Below are 19185 nucleotides of genomic sequence, written 5' to 3' on the forward strand. Positions count from 1 at the left end.
CATCCCGGGGACCCCCGGCTTGAGCGAGCAGATGCCGCGCACCCACACGTCGACCTTCACCCCGGCCTGGCTCGCGCGGTACAGGGCGTCGATGACGTGCTCGTCGACCATCGAGTTGACCTTGATGCGCACGCTCGCGGGCTTGCCGGCGATCGCGTTGCGGCGCTCCTTGTCGATGAGGCGCAGCAGGCCCTTGCGCAGGTGGAGCGGAGCGACAAGGAGTCGCTTGAACTTCTTCTCGATCGCGTAGCCGCTGAGCTCGTTGAACAGGCGCGTGAGGTCGCGTCCGACCTGGTCGTCCGCCGTGAACAGGCCGAAGTCCTCGTAGATGCGGCTCGTCTTGGGGTTGTAGTTGCCCGTGCCGACGTGGCTGTAGCTGCGCAGCACGCCGCCCTCCTCGCGGATGACGAGCGCGAGCTTGCAGTGCGTCTTGAGCCCGACGAGGCCGTACACCACGTGCACGCCCGCCTTCTCGAGCTTCCGGGCCCACAGGATGTTGTTCGCCTCGTCGAAGCGCGCCTTGATCTCGACGAGCGCGAGCACCTGCTTCCCGGCTTCGGCGGCGTCGATCAGCGCCTCGACGATGGGACTGTCGCCCGACGTGCGGTAGAGCGTCTGCTTGATGGCGAGCACGTGCGGGTCCTTCGCCGCCTGCTCCAGAAAGGCCTGCACGCTGGTCGCGAACGACTCGTACGGGTGGTGCACGAGCACGTCGCCCTTGCGGATCGACGCGAAGATGTCGGGGCGCTCGTTGTTGTCGCCGGGCTGGAAGGCCATGGCGGTCGTCGGCACGTGCGGCTTGAACTTCAGGTCGGGCCGGTCGATGCGCAGGTCGAACAGGCCGCGCAGGTCGAGCGGCCCGGGCAGGCGGTAGACCTCCTGCTCGGTGATGTCGAGCTCCCGGATGAGCAGATCCAGGGTGAGCTCGTCCATGTCGTCGGTGATCTCGAGGCGGATCGGCGGGCCGAAGCGCCGCCGCAGCAGCTCGGCCTCGAGGGCCTGGATGAGGTTCTCGGACTCGTCCTCCTCGATCGCGACGTCCTCGTTGCGCGTCAGGCGGAAGGCGTGGTGGTCGAGCACCTCCATGCCGGGGAAGAGGTCGTCGAGGTGGCTCGAGATGAGGTCTTCGAGCGGCAGGTAGCGCAGCACCCCGCCGGACGAGGGCACCTCGACGAACCGGGGGAGCATCGGCGGCACCTTCAGACGCGCGAATTCCTGGCGCCCGGTCCGGGCGTTGCGGATGCGGATCGCGAGGTTGAGCGAGAGTCCCGAGATGTAGGGGAAGGGGTGCGCCGGGTCGACGGCCAGCGGCATCAGGACCGGGAAGACCTGGGCCTGGAAGTACTCGTACAGCGCGGCGCGGTCCTGCTGGTCGAGGGAGTCGTAGGAGACGACCTCGACGCCCACGGCAGCCAGCTCGGGCTTGACCAGCCGCGTCCACGCGTCCGCGTGACGCAGCTGCAGGCGGTGGGCCTCGGTCGAGATGTCGCCCAGTACCTCGGCGGGGGCTCGCCCGACGTTGGTCGGAATGGCCAGCCCGGTGACGATCCGGCGCTTGAGGCCGGCCACGCGCACCATGAAGAACTCGTCGAGGTTGCTCGCGAAGATCGCGAGATAGTTCGCGCGCTCGAGCAGCGGGATGCTGGGATCCTCGGCGAGCTCGAGCACGCGCTGGTTGAAGGCGAGCCAGCTCAGTTCACGGTCGAGATAGCGGTGGTCGGGCAGCTGGGCGTCCACTTCCTCGTCCAGGTCGAAGTCGTCGTCGTCCGCGTCGCCGAGGCCGGCGTCGAGCACCTCGTGGTCGATCATCCCCTCATCATTGCAGGCAGAGGTGACGAGCGTGTGAACGGGCTTTCCCGCGGGTCAGGCCCCGGTGCGCTCGCGGGGCGCGGGGATCTGGTCGTCTTCGTACACGTTGAAGCGGTAGCCGACGTTGCGCACCGTCCCGATGAGCTGCTCGAGATCGCCGAGCTTCGCCCGCAGGCGCCTCACGTGGACGTCGACGGTGCGGGTGCCGCCGAAGTAGTCGTAGCCCCACACCTCGCTCAGCAGCTGCTCGCGCGTGAAGACCCGTGACGGATGCGTCGCGAAGAAGTGGAGGAGCTGGAACTCCTTGTAGGTGAGGTCGAGCGGCTTGCCGTGCACCTTGGCCGAGTACGACGACTCGTCGATCGTGATGCCGGAGGTCTGGATGCGCGTCGAGACCTGCTCCTTGCTCATCCGGCCGATGGCGAGCCGCACGCGCGCATCGACCTCGGCGGGACCGGCGGTGACCAGGATGACGTCGTCGACGCCCCAGTCCGTCGAGACGGCGGTCAGGCCGCCCTCGGTGACGACGAGCAGCAGCGGGGCGTCGAGGCCCGTGGTGTTCAGGATCTTGCAGAGCGACTTCGCGCCCACGAGGTCGATGCGGGCATCGACGAAGATGACGTCGGCGCTCGGCGCGTTCACCAGCTGCGCGGGCTCCGCGGGGATCTGGCGCACCCGGTGGCTGAGCAGCTCGAGGGAGGGCAGGACGGGACCGGCTCCGTGCGCGGAGCTCAGAACCAGGAGCTGTGCCAAAGCGTCGCCTTCCCGGCGCGCGGGACGCGCCGTTGCCCCCCAGTGTAGGGCGTGGCGGGGGGTCGCCTCTGCGCCGCGACCTCGCGAGACGCGCAGCGCCGGGGTGCATCACGCGCCGCGGTGAGTGAGAATGGGGCCGTGGCCGTGCCTGAACTCGCTCCTCGCCGTACCTTCGGCGGCATCATCGCCGTGTGGGTGGCGGCTGCCGTGATCTCCGTGCTGGTGGGGCTGTTCGCGGGGGACGACTGGCGTGCCCAGTGGCTCGCCGTCGGGATGGGCGGATGCCTCATCCTCTCGTTCGCCGTCCAGCTGTGGGGCGGTCGCTCGCAGGGCTTCACCGAGCGCGTGGCCGCCAGCGCCCTCGGCGCCCTCGTGGTGATGGGCGTCATCAGCCTCGGATTCGGCCTGGCGGCCATCGTCCCCGGCTGAGCACGCCGACTAGACTGGACCGCATGGATCTCTTCGCGCTCGAGCTCTTCTTCGTGGGTCTCCTCGGTCTGGCGTCGCTCGCGATCGCCTTCGTCTCGGTCGTCGTGCTGAAGAACCTGTATCGCGGCCAGCGCTGATCGGCCGCGCCGTGTTCGACCTGCCGACCGACCTCCCCGCCGACCTCGCGCCCCTCTCGTGGCTCGTCGGCGTGTGGGAGGGCACCGGCGTCATCGACTACGCCGACCACGCCTACGCCGGCGAGTTCACGCATCGCGTGAGCTTCAGCCATGACGGCGGGGACTACCTGAACTACTCGGCGAGCGCGTGGCTGCACGGCGAGGGCGACGTGCGCACGCCGCTCGTCGCCGAGATGGGCTACTGGCGCCTGTCGCGACCGGCCACCGACGCGGACGCCGGCCCCGGCCTGCTCCCACCCCTCGCACCGGCGCCGGCGCGCACCGTCGACGACGTCGAGCTGCTGCGCAATGCGGAGAGCGGCTTCGACATCGAGGTGGTCCTCGTCCACGCCGACGGCGTGAGCGAGCTGTACCTCGGACAGATCCGCGGGCCGCGCATCGACATCGCCACCGATGCGGTCGTCCGCCCCGCCGGCGCGAAGTCCTACGCCGCTGCGACGCGCATGTACGGACTCGTCGACGGCCACCTCCTGTGGGCGTGGGACATGGCCGCGCTCGGCGAGGAGCTCGCCGCGCACGCATCGGCCCGTCTCGCGCGGGCGGAGTGATGGACACCCCGTTCTCCGGACTCCCCGGCGCCGTCGTGGACGAGGCCGGGCTGCAGCACCTCGGCAGCCCGCTCGCCGAGCAGCGCGCGCTCGCGGCGGGCCGTGCCGTGGTGCCGCTGGGCGATCGCGTGGTGCTGGCCGTCCCCGGCGAGGACCGCCTGTCGTGGCTCGATTCGCTCACGTCGCAGGCGCTCGCCGCCCTCGCGCCCGGGGTCAGCACCGAACTGCTGGTGCTCGACCCTCAGGGACGCATCGAGCACGCGGCATCCGTCGTCGACGACGGCGAGACCGCCTGGCTGATCGTCGACAGGTCGGATGCCGAGGGGCTGCTGACCTGGCTGCGCAAGATGCGGTTCCGGCTCCGTGTCGATCCTCGTGACGCGAGCGAGGACTACGCCGTCGTCGGCGGGTCGGCGGCGGCTCTGGCCGCGGTGACCCCGGCCGCCCCCGCGGGCGTGCCGCTCGTGTGGACCGATCCGTGGCCGGATGTCGCTCCGGGCGGGCACGCGTACGCCGCTATCGACCCCCACCCCGGTGCCGAGCGCGATTGGGCCGAGGCGATCGTCACGCGCGACGAGGAGCGGCGTCTGGCGGATGCCGCCTCCCGCGGCGACCTCGTCGTGGCAGGCCTCGTTGCCGCCGACGCCCTGCGCGTCGCGGCCTGGCGCCCGCGCCGGTCCCTCGACGTCGACGAGCGCGCCCTGCCGCACGAACTGGACTGGCTGCGCACGGCGGTGCACTTGACCAAGGGGTGCTATCGCGGCCAGGAGACGGTGGCGAAGGTCCACAACCTCGGCCACCCGCCCCGTCGCCTCGTGGCGCTGCAGCTCGACGGCAGCTCGAGCGTCCTCCCCGCGCGGGGAGCGGCCGTCCGCGTCGGCGACGACGTGGTCGGGGCGGTGACGTCGGCCGCGCTCCACTTCGAGGAGGGGCCGATCGCGCTCGCCGTGGTGCGACGCTCGACCCCGGTCGACGCCACGCTGCTGGTCGACACCGACGACGGGCCGATCTCCGCGGCGCAGGAGGTGGTCGTCCCTCCCGACGCCGGTGCGACGGCCAACGTGCCCAGGCTGACGCGGCTCTCGCGCCGCGCGTCGGCGACATGATGCGGGGGAGCGGAGCCGCGGGGTGAGCGGCCCGGCCGCGACGAGCGCGGTGCCCACAGGGTGGCGTGCGCGGTTCGATCCGCGGCCCGCACTGGTGCGCGTCGCCGAGTCGGGGATCCCGATCGTGCAGATCGTCGTGGCCGCGACCGGCGCCTACGTCTTCGCCCACATCGTGCTGGGGCATCCGGCGCCGCTGCTCGCCGCGACCGTGACGGTGTCGAGCCTGGGACTCGTGCGCGACGCGCGCCCGCGCCGCGTGCTCGAGACGGTGCTGGGGATGCTCCTGGGCATCCTCGTCGCGGAGCTGCTCCTGCTGGTCGCCGGCACGGGGTGGTGGCAGCTGGGGCTGACGCTGGCGCTCACGCTCGTCGTCGCCCGGTTCCTCTCGCCGCAGGCGAGCTTCGCGATCGCCGCGGCCATCCAGTCGCTCATCGTGATGGTGATCCCGGCGACCGCGCCGTTCCTCCGGCTCGTGGACGGCATCGTCGGCGGAGTGGCCGCGCTGCTCGTCACCGCGCTCATCCCGCGCAATCCGCTCCGCGCGGCCCTGCGCGACGGCCGGGCGGTCTTCGCCGCGATGGAGAACGCGTCAGCGGCCATCACCCAGGGGCTGCGCCGCGGGGACCGGATGCGCGCCGAGCGCGGCCTCGAGAAGTCCCGTGCGCTGCAGCCGCTCCTCGACTCGTGGCGCTCGTCGCTGGAGTCGGGGCGGGCGATCGCCCGCATCTCGCCCTTCCTGCGTCGCGGGCGCGACGAGCTCGTGCGGCAGGAGCGCATCCGCGAGTCGGTCGACCTCGCCACACGCAATCTGCGCGTCGTGGCACGCCGTGCGGTCTACCTGTGCGACGACGGGATGCCGCGGCCCGTCTCCGCCGACGTCCTGGCCGACATCGTGCGCGGTGCCGGATTCGTGAGGGACTCGCTCGACGACCTGGGGTTCGAGCCGGCCGCCCGCGCGGCGCTCGTGGCCGTCGCGGCGCGCCTCGACCCGGCGACGCTGTTGCCCGGCGCGTCATTCGGCGAGCAGAACCTGATCGCGGCGATGCGCCCGCTGGTCGTCGACCTGCTCACGGCGACGGGCATGCCGCCCGACGAGGCCCGCGCGGCCGTGCCCCGCATCTGATCAGCGGGGCGCGACGGCCTCCCACGGCAGCGTGAGCTCGCCGAGCCGCCATCGGGATCGCTCGCGCAGCGGCCACCCCGCGCGCGCGAGCGCGTCCAGCGCGGCCCGCCAGCGCTCGACCGGGCCGAACGGCGACATCGCGGCGGCGCGCTCCCACTCCGCGTCCAGCGCGGCGAGCAGCTCGTGCACGCGCTCGCCCGGGACGTTGCGATGGATGAGGGCCTTGGGGAGCCGCTCCGCGGCGACGGACGGATTCTCCAGCCCGGCCAGCCGGAGCGACAGGGTGAACGATTGCGGCAGGGCCGCGGCATCCAGGGCCACCCACGTCGCGATGCGGCCCAGCTCGTCGCACGTCCCCTCGACGAGGAGCCCGCCCGGCGCAAGGCGCGCCGCCATCGACGCCCAGGCGGCGGCGACCTCGTGCTCGTCGTACTGCCGCAGCACGTTGAACGCGCGGATGACGGCGGGGCGGCGCCCGCGGGGCACCGGCACCTCGAACCCGCCGAGCCCGAACGAGACGCGCGCATCCGGCGCGAACGAGGTCAGCCCCGCGCGCACTGCGGCCAGCTGCTCGTCGGCGCGGGCGACGCGCGCGGGGTCGATCTCGAGGCCGAGCACCTCGACCTCGGGCCGTTCCCGCGCCAGGCGCGCCTGGAGCTCGAGCGCCGTGACGCCGCTCGCGCCGTACCCCAGATCCACGACCAGCGGGTCCTCGGAGCGCCGCAGCGCGGGATGCCGCGCGATCCAGCGGTCGATGCGTCGGAGCCGGTTCGTCCCGGTGGTGCCGCGCGTGATGCGCCCGACCCGCCGTGCATGCGCGGCCGAGGAGCGAGCGGAGCCCATGTCCCCATGATGCCAGCCGTCATCGGCCGGGGCGGGCCGCCGTGCGCCGATATCATGGGGCGCATGACCGCGCCCTACACGCTGATCCTCCTCCGACACGGCCAGAGCGAGTGGAACAAGACCAACCAGTTCACGGGCTGGGTCGACGTCCGCCTCACCGACCAGGGCAAGGCCGAGGCCGCGCGCGGCGGCGAGCTGCTCGCCGAGTCCGGCATCCTCCCCGACGTCCTGCACACCTCCGTGCTCAGCCGCGCCATCCAGACCGCGGACATCGCGCTGGACAGCGCCGACCGCCTGTGGATCCCCGTCAAGCGCACGTGGCGCCTCAACGAGCGGCACTACGGCGCCCTGCAGGGCAAGGACAAGGCCCAGACGCTCGAGGAGTTCGGCAACGAGCAGTTCATGCTGTGGCGCCGTTCGTTCGACGTCCCGCCGCCGCCGCTCCCCGCCGACGACCCGTACAGCCAGGTGGGCGACCCCCGCTACGCCGACATCGACGGCGAGGTTCCCGACACCGAGTCGCTCAAGATCGTGATCGACCGCATGCTGCCCTACTGGCACAGCGACATCGTGCCCGACCTGAAGGCCGGAAAGACCGTGCTCGTGACAGCGCACGGCAACTCGCTGCGCGGCCTCGTGAAGCACCTCGACGGCATCAGCGACGCCGACATCGCCGAGCTCAACATCCCGACGGGGATCCCGCTGGTCTATCGCCTCGACGAGGACCTCCGGCCGCTCGGCCCCGGCGAGTACCTCGACCCCGAGGCGGCTGCCGCCGGTGCCGCGGCCGTCGCCGCGCAGGGCAAGAAGTAGCGTCCACCCACACGCAAGAGACCGGATGCTCCCCCAACTGGGGAGCATCCGGTCTCTTCCGTCCGAGGCAGCCTACGGCTGGATCTGGATGACGTCCAGGGTGTCGGTCGCGGGCGTCCAGTCGCCGGTCGAAAGGTAGGCGACCTTCTTGGCGACCGAGACGGCGTGGTCGGCGAAGCGCTCGTGGTAGCGGCTCGCGAGCGTCGCATCGACGGTGGCGGATGCCTCGCCCTGCCAGCTGTCGCTGAGCACCTTCTCGAACACGGAGACGTGCAGGTCGTCGATCTCGTCGTCGGCGTTGCGGATGCGCTCGGTGACGGCGAGGTCCTGGGTGCGCAGCAGCTCGGTGAGCTGGCGCGCCACCTCGACGTCGAGCTCGCCCATCTTGGTGAACGTGGACTTGAGGCCCTTGGGGATCGCGCGCTCGGGGAACCGCATGCGCGTCAGCTGGGCGATGTGCTCGGCGATGTCGCCCATGCGCTCGAGCGAGGCGCTCATGCGCAGGGCGCTGACTACGATGCGCAGGTCGCGGGCGACCGGCTGCTGGCGCGCGAGGATCTCGATCGCGAGCTCGTCCAGTGCGACGGCCTTCTCGTCGATGATGGCGTCGTCCTCGATGACCTCCTCGGCCAGCGAGACGTCGCTCGTGCTGAACGCGCGCGTCGCCTTGTCGATCGCCACCGTGACCAGCTCGGCGATCTCGACGAGACGGCTCTGCACGTCCTCGAGCGACTGATGGAAGACTTCGCGCATGAAGACGCACCTTTCCTGACTCGGGCAGCATCTGCCGCCACGATCCTCGGCGATTGTCGTCACCGAAGGTTAACGAACGGTGCCGCCGCGGTGAATAGTACCCGCGTGGCCTGCCGGACGGCCCTCGCGTGGCGATCGGCGATCCCGGTCGCCCTCTACGCTGTCACCATGGACACGACGCAGCTCGCGCTGCTCGCCCTCCTCGCCGGCGTCGTCATCGGGGGCTCCGTCTCCGCGGTCATCGTCACCTCGCTGCGAGCACGTGATCGTGCCCGGGCGGAGACCTCGCTGGCCATCCCCGACGGGGTGCGCGAGGTGCTGCACGGCATGGACGACGCCGCCGTCGTCGTCGACGCGTCGTACACGGTGCTCGCGGCCTCGGGCCCGGCTGCCCCGTTCCACTTCGTCGAGGGACGCTCCGTGCCCGCGGACGAGCTGCGCGGCATCGCCCGGGCAGCGCGCGACAGCGGCGCACCGGCCTCGGAGACCATCCGCCTGCGCCGCGGTGCTCCACCGGCCGAGCCGCGGCTCGTCGTGGTGCGTGCGACGCGCATCTCGCCGCGTCTCACGCTGCTCGTGCTGCGCGACATCACCGAGCACGAGCGCGTCGAGCAGATGCGCCGCGACTTCGTGGCGAACACGAGCCACGAGCTGAAGACCCCGGTCGGCGCGGTGAGCCTGCTGGCCGAGGCCATCGAGATGGCCGCGGACGACCCCCCGCAGGTGCGCATCTTCGCCGCGCGGCTCACCGCCGAGGCATCCCGTCTCGCACTGCTGACGTCGCGCATCATGAACCTCTCGCGCCTGCAGTCGTCCGAGGAGCTCACCGAGGACCGCGACGTCTCCGTCGACGAGGTCGTGGCATCCTCGGTCGACGCGCACGCGATCCAGGCGGACTCCGCCGGCGTCGAGGTGGTGCGCGGCGGCAAGCGCGGCCTGTACGTGCGCGGCGACGCCCAGGTGCTCAGCGAGGCGGTCGGCAACCTCATCGCCAACGCGATCGCCTACTCGCCGCGCGGCTCCAGCGTGGGGGTCGGCGTCAAGCTGGTCGACGGCGTCGTCGAGATCGCCGTGACCGACCGCGGCATCGGCATCGCGGAGGGCGAGCAGGACCGCGTGTTCGAGCGCTTCTACCGCGCGGACCCCGCCCGGGCGCGCCGCACCGGCGGCAGCGGCCTGGGTCTGTCCATCGTCAAGCACGCCGTGCAGCGCCACGGGGGCGAGGTGAAGCTGTGGTCCCGGCCCGGCCGGGGATCGACGTTCACCATCAGGCTTCCGGCGACGCCGGCGCCTCCGGACCAGCCTGCGACCCCGCGCGGCCGCAGGAAGAAGCGCGCCGCCGCTCCGGCATCCCGAACCCTTCCCACGAACGGAGAGCCCGCATGACCCGAGTCCTGATCGTCGAGGACGAGCCCGACCTCGCCGACCCGCTCGCCTACCTGCTGCGCCGCGAGGGCTACGAGGTCGAGATCGCCGAGGACGGCCCCGCGGCCCTCGTCGCCTTCCGCGAGCGCGGCGCCGACATCGTGCTGCTGGACCTCATGCTCCCGGGGATGCCCGGCACCGAGGTGTGCCGGCAGATCCGCACGACCTCGACGGTGCCGATCATCATGCTGACCGCGAAGGACTCCGAGGTCGACATCGTGGTCGGCCTCGAGCTCGGAGCCGACGACTACGTCACCAAGCCGTACTCGGCGCGGGAGCTGCTCGCGCGGATGCGCGCGGTGCTGCGCCGGTTCTCGCAGATCGACGCGGACCTCGACGACCGCGTGCTCGAAGGCGGCCGCGTCGTGCTCGACATCGACCGGCACACGGTCGCCGTCGAGGGCTCGGAGATCAGCATGCCCCTCAAGGAATTCGAGCTGCTCGAGGTGCTGATGCGCAACGCGGGGCGTGTGCTCACGCGCGGGCAGCTCATCGACCGCGTGTGGGGGAGCGACTACTTCGGCGACACCAAGACGCTCGACGTGCACATCAAGCGCATCCGCTCGCGCATCGAGCTGAACCCGGGGACCCCCGAGATGCTCGTCACCGTGCGCGGGCTCGGCTACCGGTTCGAAGGCTGACGCTCGCCGGGCAATGAGAGAACCCCGCCGGCCGCAGCAGCGGGGGCGGGGTTCTCGTCGTCGTTCAGGGGGTGGTGAGGTCGATCGCCGGCTCGGGCACGAGCGGAGAGAGGTAGGGCAGCTCGCCGTCGAGCACCGGCACCGAGATGAGCGCGCCGTCCTCGTCGCCCGACTGGAAGTAGCCGGGGATGTCCGATCCCGGAGGGGTGTCGAGTCCCTCGACGAGGATCGGGTCCTCGCCGTCGGCCCCGAGGCTGACGGTCGTGCGTGCGGGCACGCGCACGGTGAGGGGGATCGTCGACGATCCCTCGCCGAGCTCGATGCGCAGCGTGTGCGACGTGTCGGTGTCGTTGACGACCGCCGCCACGAAGTTGCCCGCCGCGCCGTCCTCGGTGGCCACGATGAAGGCATTGCGCACATCGAGCGGACCGGCGTCGTAGACGTTGACGCCCTCGGCCGCCGAGTACTGGATGGTGGTCGCCTGCGGCGAGATCATGCTGCATCCCGTCGTGCCGAGAACCAGAGCGGTGGCGACGGCGATCGACGCGAGGTGACGGGGTTTCACGGGTCCTCCCAGGACGGATGACGGCTTCCTCAGCATTCTAGGGGTTCGCCGACGGGCACGTGGGGGAGCGGCGCCAGGCCGTGAGCGGCGAACCTTAGCGTATGTCGCCTGTGGTATCCTGGAGGTTGCCGAAAGGACATAACTCCATGCTTTTTGAGGTTGGCGAGACGGTCGTTTACCCCCACCACGGCGCGGCAACGATCATCGAGGTCAAAGACCGGATCATCAAGGGCGAGACGAAGAAGTATCTCAAGCTCAACGTGACCCAGGGTGATCTCATCATCGAAGTCCCCGCCGAGAATGTCGACCTGGTCGGCGTCCGCGACGTCATCGGCAAGGAGGGCCTCGACAAGGTCTTCGAGGTGCTGCGGGCTCCCTTCACCGAGGAGCCCACGAACTGGTCGCGCCGTTACAAGGCGAACCTCGAGAAGCTCGCGTCCGGCGATGTCATCAAGGTCAGCGAAGTCGTGCGCGACCTCTGGCGCCGCGATCAGGACCGCGGTCTGTCGGCCGGTGAGAAGCGCATGCTCGCCAAGGCGAAGCAGATCCTCATCTCCGAGCTCGCGCTCGCCGAGAAGACCGACGAAGAGAAGGCCAGCGTTCTTCTCGACGAGGTCCTCGCTTCCTGACGCGGTTCGGGTGCGTCGCACCCGCTAGCGTGGTCGCGTGACCATCGCACCCGTTCCCCGCGTCGGCATCGTCGTTGTCGCGGCCGGGTCCGGAACGCGCCTCGGGGCCGGTGCGCCGAAGGGGTTCGTCGGCATCGACGGGCACAGCATCCTCCGCCATTCGCTGGAGAGGGTGTTCCGCGCCCCTGCCGCCCAGGTCGTCGTCGTGGTCCCGGCCGGCCGCGAGGGCGACGCACGCAGCGACGCGCTCGAGGCGGCACGAGATCGTCGTGACCTCGTGACCGTCGTCACCGGCGGAAGCACGCGACAGGAGTCCGTGGCCGCGGGGCTCGCCGCCCTGTGGGGAGACGTCGAGATCGTGCTGGTCCACGACGCCGCTCGCGCGCTCACCCCGCCTGAGGTGTTCGAACGCGTGATCGCGGCCGTCGAATCCGGACGCGACGGGGTCGTCCCCGTGCTCCCCGTGGTCGACACGATCAAGCGGGTCGAGGGTGACGACATCGTCGGCGTGGTGGATCGGTCCGCGCTCGGAGCAGCGCAGACGCCCCAGGGCTTCCGCCGCGACGTGCTCGAGGCGGCCTACCGTGCGGCCGCGCAGGACTTCACCGACGACGCCGCGCTGGTGGCGGATGCCGGACACGGCGTCGCGGCGGTGCCGGGGCATCCGCTCGCCTTCAAGATCACGACGCCCGCTGACCTCGACCGGGCGCGCGGCCTCGTCGTGGAAGCCCCGATCGCGCCGGTCGCCTCGCGCCTCGAGCACGACGTCGCGGTGCCGCGCGTGGGAGTGGGAACCGACGTGCACGCCTTCGGCGGCGACGGCACCCTGTGGCTCGCCGGGCTGGAGTGGCCGGGTGAGGCCGCGCTGTCGGGTCACTCCGACGGCGACGCCGTGGCGCACGCGATCGTCGATGCGCTGCTCGCCGCGGCGGGACTGGGCGACATCGGCACCCATTTCGGCACCGACCATCCCGAGTACGCCGGCGCGCACGCCGACGTGTTCCTCGCCCGCACGCTCGGTCTGCTCGGTGAGGCCGGATGGCGCGTGGGAAACGTGTCCGTGCAGGTGCAGGCGAACCGGCCCCGCTTCGCCGCGCGCCGGGCGGAGGCGGAGGCGGCGCTGTCGGCCGCCCTGGGCGGAGTGCCGGTGTCGGTGTCGGCGACGACCACCGACGGCCTCGGGTTCACGGGTCGCGGCGAGGGCGTCGCGGCGTTCGCCGTCGCCCTGGTGGTGCGCGCCTGATCGCGCCCGCCTCGACCAGATCAGGCGATTCGACGAAAGCAGGCCGGTCCGCGCCGAAGGCGCCTGCATCCGTCGATTCGCCTGAATCTCTCGACGACCGATGCTGCGGTGTGGATGCCGCGGCTCAGAGCGTGCGCGTCATGAAGACCGAGAAGGGGTCCGCGGCGTAGCCGTCGAACGGGCCGCACTCCACGAAGCCCTCGCTCGCATAGAGGCGCTGGGCGGGGAGGAACTCCTCGGTCGAGCCCGTCTCGAGCCACAGGCTCGTCATGCCGCGTCGCCGCGCGTCGGCGATGAGGTGGCGCAGGAGCGCGCGGCCGACCCCCGTCCCGAGGAAGCGGGCGTCCACGCGCATCGACTTCAGCTCGCCCCGCGCCTCGTCGATCGTCTTGAGCGCCCCGATGCCGGCGAGCTCGCCGTCGATCCAGGCGGAGTAGAACGCGATCGTCGGGTCGGCGAGCGCCTCGACGTCGAGCGCGTGCACGCTCTCGGGCGGCGACGTGTCGTGCATGCCGGCGAGGTGGTGGGCGACGAGCCGTCTCGTGGCGTCGCCGGTGAGGTCGTCGGGGCGGATGTCGATCGTGGTCTGCATGTCGTCAGCAGTGTCGCACGCGCGCGTTGCGGGCGGGTTTCGTCACGCCTCGACGGCGTACGGCTTCGGGTCGCGCGGCGAGCGGGATCCCCAGGCGAGCAGCGCCAGGCCGGCGCCGAGCACCGCGAGCCCCACGATCGCGAGGGCGGACAGCTGCTCGCCGAGCACGACGATGCCCAGGATGCCGGCGGTCAGCGGTTCGCCGAGGGTCAGCGTCGCCGCGGTGGCGGCGGTGAGGCCGCTCAGTCCCCACGTGAACAGGACGTAGGCGACGGAGATCGTGGCGAGGCCGAGCCACAGCGCCATGACCAGCCCGCTCGTCGTCCCGAGCCACGACAGGTCGACGAACGGCACCGCGAACGCGCAGATCACGGCCGAGCTCGCGCCCATCGACCCGACGACCGTGAACGGATCCCAGCCCTCGTCGAGCAGCCGCCGCTGAGCGTTCGCGATGACGGCGAACGAGGCCCCGGCCCCGATGGATCCGAGCAGCCCGACCGGGTCGGTGCCGCCCGTGCCACCCGCCTCGCCGCCGAAACCGAGGAGCACCACGCCCAGCGTGGCGAGCGCCGTCGCCCCCATCCAGGTCGGGCTCGGCATCCGTCGGGTGAGCGCCCACTCGAGCAGACCCGCGAGGATCGGCGCGGAGCCGAGCGCGACGACCGTGCCGACGGCGACGCCGTTGCGCTCGGTGCCGAGGAAGAACAGCGGCTGGTAGATCGCCAGGCACGCGCCGGTGAGCACCATGAGCGAGAGGGGGCGCGGACCGAGGCGCGGTGGGGGAGCGTCGCCCGCCGGACGCCGACGGGCGTGGCGCGCGGCGAGCAGGAACGCGATGACCGCGAGGCCCGTGCCTCCGATGACCATGCGCACGACGCCGATCGACAGCGGGGTCGTCCCGTCGGGGCCGAGGGCCTGCGACGTGCCGGTCGTGCCGAACAGCACGGCGGCGGCGAGGACGGCGAGTACATGCACGACTCCCATTTCTACCGGAAACGCGCCGGTAGGCTGGTGCGGTGACGGTTCAGCTCTACGACAGCAAGGCACAGGCCCTGCGCGACTTCGTTCCGCTCGACCCCTCGAACGTCACGATCTACGTCTGCGGCCCGACGGTGCAGTCCGGACCGCACATCGGGCACCTGCGCGGCGCGCTGAGCTTCGACATCCTGCGCCGCTGGCTCGCCCACCGCTTCGGGCGCGTCACGTTCGTGCGCAACGTCACCGACATCGACGACAAGGTGCTCGCCAACGCGACGCGCCGCGAGCCCTGGTGGGCGCTGGCCTACCGGATGGAGCTCGAGTTCACGCAGGCGTACACGGCGATCGGCATCCTGCCGCCGACCTACGAGCCGCGCGCGACGGCGTCGATCCCGCAGATGCAGGAGATCATCGAGCGCCTCATCGCCGCAGGACACGCCTATCCGGCGGGCGCGGAGTCGGATGCCGCGGGCGACGTCTACTTCGACGTCCGGTCGTGGCCGGACTACGGCTCGCTGACGAACCAGTCCCTCGATGCGATGGAGCCCGCCGCCGACGCCGATCCGCGCGGGAAGCGCGACCCCCGCGACTTCGCCCTCTGGAAGGGCGCGAAGCCGGGCGAGCCGTCCTCGGCCGTCTGGGAATCGCCGTGGGGCCCCGGTCGCCCGGGCTGGCACATCGAGTGCTCGGCGATGTCGCGCCGCTACCTCGGCGCCGAGTTCGACATCCACGGCGGCGGTCTCGACCTGCGCTTCCCCCACCACGAGAACGAGCTCGCCCAGTCCACGGCGGCCGGTGACGGCTTCGCGCAGTACTGGGTGCACAACGGCCTCGTGACCGTCGACGGCCAGAAGATGTCGAAGTCGCTCTTCAATTTCGTCCTGGCCGCCGATGCGCTCGAAGAGCTCGACCCTCTCGTCATCCGCTACGCGCTCCTCGCCGCCCATTACCGCTCCAGCCTCGACATCTCGCAGCGCGGCTTCGACGAGGCGGCCGCGGCGATCGGTCGCATCCGCACGTTCCTCGAGCGGGTGGCCCGCGTGCCGAGCCCGTTCGCGTGGCAGGCCGATCCGCCGGAGGGCGCCGAGCACGGCGTCGACTCCGCGGTCGTCGGGCCCGAGCCGGGCGGCCCGTGGTCCGACGAGCCGCCGCCGGCGTTCGCCGCCGCGATGGACGACGACCTCGGCGTGCCGCAGGCGCTCGCCGTCGTGCACGAGGCCGTCCGCGCAGGCAACTCCGCCCTCGGTGCCGGCGACGACGCCGGCGCGTGGGAGTGGGCGCTGCAGGTGCGCACCATGACCCGGATCCTCGGGATCGATCCGCTCGACGAGCAGTGGCTCCGGGCGGACGCCTCGGCCGAGGCATCCGCGCTGGACACCCTCGTGCAGACCATGATCGCGCAGCGCGCCGACGCGCGCGCCGCGAAGGACTGGGCGGCCGCCGACCGCATCCGCGACGCGATCGCGGCGGCCGGCATCGCCCTCGAAGACGGGCCGGACGGCACGCACTGGAGCCTCGCCGAGGCTGATCCCGGCGTGGTGGGGGCCCGCGACAACTCTGGCTCGCGCTAGCGAGCCTGCCGGGCGGAGCCCGGCCGGAAAGGAAAACCAATGGCCAAGCCAGGACGCCCCGGCGCCGCAAAGGGCAAGAAGGGCCCCACCAAGGGCACCGGCGGCAAGAACAAGCGCTCGCTGGAAGGCCGCGGGCCCACGCCCAAGGCCGAGGACCGCGCGTGGCACCCCGCGGGCAAGCGCAAGGCCGCGGCCGAGCGCTACGCCGCGGCGGGCGGCAAGGGGAAGCCCGGCCAGTCCGGTCCCGCCCGGCAGACGCGGGGGAAGAACAACGACGACACCGAGACGGTCACCGGCCGCAACTCGGTGCTCGAGGCGCTGCGGGCCAAGATCCCGGCTACGGCGTTCTACATCGCCCAGCGCGTCGAGATGGACGACCGCGTCAAGGAGATGCTCTCGATCGCCACCCACCGCGACATCCCCGTGCTCGAGGTCATGCGTCCCGAGCTCGACCGCATGGCCGGGTTCGACGGCGTGCATCAGGGCGTGGCCCTCAAGGTGCCGCCGTACGAGTACGCCCACCCGCAGGACCTCCTCGAGGAGATCATCGCCGACGACAAGCTGCCGCTGCTGGTGGCGCTGGACGGCGTGACCGATCCCCGCAACCTCGGTGCGATCATCCGCTCCACGGCGGCCTTCGGCGGACAGGGCGTCATCGTGCCGCAGCGCCGGTCGGCGAGCGTAAACTCCGCCGCGTGGAAGACCAGCGCCGGGGCGGCCGCGCGCATCCCCGTCGCCATGGCGCCGAACCTCACCACCACGCTCAAGGAGTTCAAGAAGCAGGGGGTCTTCATCCTCGGCCTCGCCGGAGACGGCGACGTGTCGCTCCCCTCACTCGAACTCGCCGACCGTCCCGTCGTGATCGTGATCGGCTCCGAGGGCAAGGGGCTGTCGCGCCTGGTCACCGAGACGTGCGACCAGATCGTGTCGATCCCCATCTCGGCCGCCACCGAATCCCTCAACGCCGGGATCGCGGCATCCGTCGCGCTCTACCAGGTCGCCACGCTCCGCAGCGCCGGGGAATGAGCGGATGCCGTCACACGGCGTATTCATGGGAATGAAGCGCGGCGACTGCGGCTTCCACCTGTCGTAACCGTCGAAAGGGAGAGCATGGCTCGCATCGCCGTCATCGGAGGGACCGGCTACGCCGGCAGTCACATCGTCGCCGAGGCGGTGAGCCGCGGCCACACAGTCGTCTCGGTCGCCCGCTCTGTGCCGGCCGAGCGCATCGAGGGTGCGACGTACATCGAGGGCACGCTCCTCGACGTGCCGAGCCTCGTCGCGGAGCTGGAGGGCGTCGACGTGGTGATCTCCGCGGTGCCCGCGCGCGCCGACATGGAGGGCCTGGTCCGCACCAATGTCGCCGAGCTCGTCGCCGAGCTGCCCGAGAGCGTGCGCATCGGCGTGATCGGCGGCGCGGGCGGCAGCCTCGTCGCCCCCGGCGGCGAGAGGCTCGTCGACCAGCCCTCGTTCACCGAGGAGTACAAGCCCGAGGCCCTCGAGGCCATCGGGATCCTCGAGGACCTGCAGCAGGGCCCCGCGTCGCGGGACTGGTTCTACATCCACCCGGCCGGCGGCTTCGGCTTCTGGAACCCGGGGGAGCGCACCGGCAGCTACCGTGACGGCGGCGATGTGCTCGTGACCGACGAGAACGGCGAGTCCTTCATCTCCGGCGCCGACCTGGGCGTCGCGGTGGTCGACGAGATCGAGAACCCGAAGCACTCGCGCGAGCGCTTCACCGTCGGCTACTGACGTCGTGCGAGGGCGCGCCCACGGCTGCGGCCGGCGCGCGCCTTCGGCGTCTCAGACGAGGTCGCGCCAGTCGATCTCGTCGTCGTCGTCCTCGACGACGGGCATGCTCGAGGTGATCACCGGCAGCGACACCGTCTCGGTCGGCGGGCCCATCAGCGTGGCCTCGTCGCGGCGGTGGCGGAGCACGTCGTCGATGTAGCTCATGAGCACCTCGGCGAGCGGGACCGAGCGGCCGCGCGCCTGCGACATGTACCAGCGGTGCTCGAGCACCTGGTGGAAGACCTCCGCCGGCTCGAGCTTGGCGCGCAGGTCCCACGGGATCGCCTTCACGACCGGCTCGAAGACGCGCGTCAGCCACTCGTGCGCCACCATCTCCTCGTCGTCCCCGAGCCGCGAGACCCGGGCGCGGAACTCGTCGAGGTCGTTCAGCAGCCGGCGTGCCTGGTTCTCCTCGACGTCGAGTCCGGTGAGGCGGATGAGGCGCCGGGTGTGGTGGCCGGCGTCGACGACCTTGGGCTGGATCGATACGCGGGTGCCGTCCTCGGCGGTCTTGATCGACATCTCGCCGATGTCGAAGCCGAGGTCGTTGAGCCGCTGCACGCGCTCGGTGATGCGCCACACCTCGTCGGCCGCGAAGGACTCGCGGTCGGTGAGCGCCGCCCACAGCGAGTGGTACGACGACACGATCCCGTCGGCGATCGCGATGGCGTCGACCCCGCCCTCGAGGCGGCCGCCGGCCTCGAGGTCCATGATCTCGCCGGCGATGTTCGTGCGGGCGACGTCCAGGTCGTGCGCGCGCTGGCCCGGAGTGAGGCCGGTCTCGTGGAGCTCGCCGGTCTCGGCGTCGACGAGGTAGGCGGCGAAGGCGCCGGCGTCGCGGCGGAACAGGGTGTTCGACAGCGAGACGTCGCCCCAGAAGAACCCGACGTTGTGGAGGTTCACCAGCAGGGCCGCGAGCGCATCGACCAGGCGCGTGGCGGTGTCGGGGCGCAGCACCTGCGTGAACAGCGCCCGGTAGGGGAGCGAGAACTTCAGGTGTGCGGTCACCAGGGCCGCGGGCAGCGGGTCGCCCGCGGCATCCGTCCGTCCGGCGATCACCGCGACGCGCTGCACGCAGGGGACATCGAGGCGGTCGAGGTTGCCGAGCATGTCGTACTCGCGGCGCGCCATCTGCTCGGTCGTCTCCTTGATGGCCACGACCCGGCCCGAGAGGTTGGCGAAGCGCACCAGGTGGCGCGAGATGCCCTTGGGCAGATAGACGATGTTGCTCGACGGCCAGTCCGCCAGCGGCGTCGACCACGGCAGCGCGAGCAGCCCCGGGTCGACGCTGCTCGCCGTGATGCTCAAGGCGTCCGGCACGATCACCCCCTGGGAAATGCGCAACGGCGCGGTGGGAATCATTCTCCCACCGCGCC

At 71.6% G+C, this 19185-nt stretch carries 20 protein-coding genes; 12 read left to right on the forward strand and 8 right to left on the reverse strand.

All coding sequences use genetic code 11. From position 1 onward, the window contains the following. Together ACE3O1_RS09380 and ACE3O1_RS09385 are read right to left on the reverse strand one after the other, a co-directional pair. Positions 1-1809 (reverse strand): RNA degradosome polyphosphate kinase (locus tag ACE3O1_RS09380; RefSeq protein WP_374314751.1); only part of this gene is annotated, 1809 nt, incomplete at its 3' end. A 54-nt stretch (positions 1810-1863) separates the two neighbouring features. Then, entirely contained in the window at positions 1864-2562 is a 699-nt protein-coding gene (locus tag ACE3O1_RS09385) for a winged helix-turn-helix domain-containing protein (RefSeq protein ID WP_374314752.1), read from the reverse strand. Positions 2563-2700: 138 nt separating this feature from the next. On the opposite strand from ACE3O1_RS09385, the gene ACE3O1_RS09390 reads away from it, so the two are divergent. The 4 genes from ACE3O1_RS09390 to ACE3O1_RS09405 all read left to right on the forward strand — a co-directional run bounded on the left by ACE3O1_RS09390 (position 2701) and on the right by ACE3O1_RS09405 (position 5965). Then, positions 2701-2991: a hypothetical protein gene (locus tag ACE3O1_RS09390; protein ID WP_374314753.1), complete on the forward strand. Its 291-nt coding sequence runs from the start codon at positions 2701-2703 to the stop codon at positions 2989-2991. A 148-nt stretch (positions 2992-3139) separates the two neighbouring features. Then, a complete protein-coding gene (locus ACE3O1_RS09395) occupies positions 3140-3736 on the forward strand; it encodes an FABP family protein (protein WP_374314754.1) in 597 nt (198 codons plus the stop codon). Further along, on the forward strand, positions 3736-4842 hold the full coding sequence (locus ACE3O1_RS09400) for a folate-binding protein YgfZ (protein WP_374314755.1): 1107 nt from the start codon (positions 3736-3738) through the stop codon (positions 4840-4842). The genes ACE3O1_RS09395 and ACE3O1_RS09400 overlap by 1 nt, the downstream gene beginning before the upstream one ends. Positions 4843-4864: 22 nt before the next feature. Further along, on the forward strand, positions 4865-5965 hold the full coding sequence (locus ACE3O1_RS09405; protein WP_374314756.1) for an aromatic acid exporter family protein: 1101 nt from the start codon (positions 4865-4867) through the stop codon (positions 5963-5965). Here the strand turns inward: ACE3O1_RS09405 and ACE3O1_RS09410 are convergent, their stop codons facing one another. Further along, positions 5966-6808 carry a class I SAM-dependent methyltransferase gene (locus ACE3O1_RS09410; RefSeq protein ID WP_374314757.1) on the reverse strand — a complete coding sequence of 281 codons (843 nt, stop codon included), beginning with the start codon at positions 6806-6808 and terminating at the stop codon, positions 5966-5968. Positions 6809-6871: 63 nt separating this feature from the next. Here ACE3O1_RS09410 and ACE3O1_RS09415 point away from each other — a divergent pair, with 63 nt between their 5' ends. Beyond that, positions 6872-7621 carry a phosphoglyceromutase gene (locus ACE3O1_RS09415; protein WP_374314758.1) on the forward strand — a complete coding sequence of 250 codons (750 nt, stop codon included), beginning with the start codon at positions 6872-6874 and terminating at the stop codon, positions 7619-7621. Positions 7622-7693: 72 nt separating this feature from the next. Here the strand turns inward: ACE3O1_RS09415 and phoU are convergent, their stop codons facing one another. Continuing rightward, positions 7694-8374 (reverse strand): phosphate signaling complex protein PhoU, encoded by a 681-nt coding sequence (gene phoU, locus ACE3O1_RS09420; RefSeq protein WP_374314759.1) that lies wholly within the window; start codon positions 8372-8374, stop codon positions 7694-7696. 168 nt (positions 8375-8542) lie between these two features. On the opposite strand from phoU, the gene ACE3O1_RS09425 reads away from it, so the two are divergent. Next, on the forward strand, positions 8543-9760 hold the full coding sequence (locus ACE3O1_RS09425; protein WP_374314760.1) for a sensor histidine kinase: 1218 nt from the start codon (positions 8543-8545) through the stop codon (positions 9758-9760). Beyond that, the gene (locus tag ACE3O1_RS09430; protein WP_374314761.1) at positions 9757-10440 is read left to right on the forward strand and encodes a response regulator; all 684 of its coding nucleotides are present in this window, start codon (positions 9757-9759) and stop codon (positions 10438-10440) included. Before ACE3O1_RS09425 ends, ACE3O1_RS09430 begins: the two co-directional genes overlap by 4 nt. Positions 10441-10504: 64 nt before the next feature. On the opposite strand, the gene ACE3O1_RS09435 is transcribed toward ACE3O1_RS09430, so the two are convergent. Further along, complete coding sequence (locus tag ACE3O1_RS09435; RefSeq protein ID WP_374314762.1) at positions 10505-11005, reverse strand: DNA modification methylase; 501 nt, start codon at positions 11003-11005, stop codon at positions 10505-10507. A gap of 146 nt (positions 11006-11151) precedes the next feature. Here ACE3O1_RS09435 and ACE3O1_RS09440 point away from each other — a divergent pair, with 146 nt between their 5' ends. Beyond that, complete coding sequence (locus ACE3O1_RS09440; protein ID WP_045298114.1) at positions 11152-11634, forward strand: CarD family transcriptional regulator; 483 nt, start codon at positions 11152-11154, stop codon at positions 11632-11634. Positions 11635-11671: 37 nt separating this feature from the next. After that, the gene (gene ispD / locus ACE3O1_RS09445) at positions 11672-12877 is read left to right on the forward strand and encodes a 2-C-methyl-D-erythritol 4-phosphate cytidylyltransferase (protein ID WP_374314763.1); all 1206 of its coding nucleotides are present in this window, start codon (positions 11672-11674) and stop codon (positions 12875-12877) included. A gap of 124 nt (positions 12878-13001) precedes the next feature. Here the strand turns inward: ispD and ACE3O1_RS09450 are convergent, their stop codons facing one another. After that, the gene (locus ACE3O1_RS09450) at positions 13002-13469 is read right to left on the reverse strand and encodes a GNAT family N-acetyltransferase (protein WP_374314764.1); all 468 of its coding nucleotides are present in this window, start codon (positions 13467-13469) and stop codon (positions 13002-13004) included. Positions 13470-13511: 42 nt separating this feature from the next. Continuing rightward, entirely contained in the window at positions 13512-14453 is a 942-nt protein-coding gene (locus ACE3O1_RS09455) for a DMT family transporter (protein WP_374314765.1), read from the reverse strand. A 32-nt stretch (positions 14454-14485) separates the two neighbouring features. Between ACE3O1_RS09455 and cysS the strand changes: the two genes are divergently transcribed. The 3 genes from cysS (at position 14486) to ACE3O1_RS09470 (ending at position 17770) form a co-directional block, all read left to right on the forward strand. Next, positions 14486-16018 carry a cysteine--tRNA ligase gene (gene cysS, locus ACE3O1_RS09460; RefSeq protein ID WP_374314766.1) on the forward strand — a complete coding sequence of 511 codons (1533 nt, stop codon included), beginning with the start codon at positions 14486-14488 and terminating at the stop codon, positions 16016-16018. 39 nt (positions 16019-16057) lie between these two features. Continuing rightward, positions 16058-17044, forward strand: a complete 987-nt coding sequence (rlmB, locus tag ACE3O1_RS09465; RefSeq protein WP_374314767.1) for a 23S rRNA (guanosine(2251)-2'-O)-methyltransferase RlmB — start codon at positions 16058-16060, stop codon at positions 17042-17044. Between the two features lie 84 nt (positions 17045-17128). Further along, positions 17129-17770, forward strand: coding sequence for an NAD(P)-dependent oxidoreductase (locus ACE3O1_RS09470; RefSeq protein WP_374314768.1), 642 nt, complete (start codon positions 17129-17131; stop codon positions 17768-17770). Positions 17771-17821: 51 nt separating this feature from the next. Here ACE3O1_RS09470 and ACE3O1_RS09475 read toward each other — a convergent pair whose 3' ends face one another. Further along, entirely contained in the window at positions 17822-19129 is a 1308-nt protein-coding gene (locus ACE3O1_RS09475) for a DUF4032 domain-containing protein (protein ID WP_374314770.1), read from the reverse strand. Between the last annotated feature and the right edge of the window lie 56 nt (positions 19130-19185).

Origin of the sequence: Microbacterium sp. (assembly GCF_041909575.1) — a bacterium.
Classification (GTDB): Bacteria; Actinomycetota; Actinomycetes; order Actinomycetales; family Microbacteriaceae; genus Microbacterium.

What these genes read in the sequence shown, in the direction of transcription:
- ACE3O1_RS09450 (WP_374314764.1), bottom strand. Translation starts at nt 13,469, where the DNA reads ATGCAGACCACGATCGACATCCGCCCCGACGACCTCACCGGCGACGCC.
- ACE3O1_RS09415 (WP_374314758.1), top strand. Translation starts at nt 6,872, where the DNA reads ATGACCGCGCCCTACACGCTGATCCTCCTCCGACACGGCCAGAGCGAG.
- ACE3O1_RS09425 (WP_374314760.1), top strand. Translation starts at nt 8,543, where the DNA reads ATGGACACGACGCAGCTCGCGCTGCTCGCCCTCCTCGCCGGCGTCGTC.
- ACE3O1_RS09470 (WP_374314768.1), top strand. Translation starts at nt 17,129, where the DNA reads ATGGCTCGCATCGCCGTCATCGGAGGGACCGGCTACGCCGGCAGTCAC.
- phoU (WP_374314759.1), bottom strand. Translation starts at nt 8,374, where the DNA reads ATGCGCGAAGTCTTCCATCAGTCGCTCGAGGACGTGCAGAGCCGTCTC.
- ACE3O1_RS09455 (WP_374314765.1), bottom strand. Translation starts at nt 14,453, where the DNA reads ATGGGAGTCGTGCATGTACTCGCCGTCCTCGCCGCCGCCGTGCTGTTC.
- rlmB (WP_374314767.1), top strand. Translation starts at nt 16,058, where the DNA reads ATGGCCAAGCCAGGACGCCCCGGCGCCGCAAAGGGCAAGAAGGGCCCC.
- ACE3O1_RS09400 (WP_374314755.1), top strand. Translation starts at nt 3,736, where the DNA reads ATGGACACCCCGTTCTCCGGACTCCCCGGCGCCGTCGTGGACGAGGCC.
- ACE3O1_RS09430 (WP_374314761.1), top strand. Translation starts at nt 9,757, where the DNA reads ATGACCCGAGTCCTGATCGTCGAGGACGAGCCCGACCTCGCCGACCCG.
- ACE3O1_RS09440 (WP_045298114.1), top strand. Translation starts at nt 11,152, where the DNA reads ATGCTTTTTGAGGTTGGCGAGACGGTCGTTTACCCCCACCACGGCGCG.
- ACE3O1_RS09410 (WP_374314757.1), bottom strand. Translation starts at nt 6,808, where the DNA reads ATGGGCTCCGCTCGCTCCTCGGCCGCGCATGCACGGCGGGTCGGGCGC.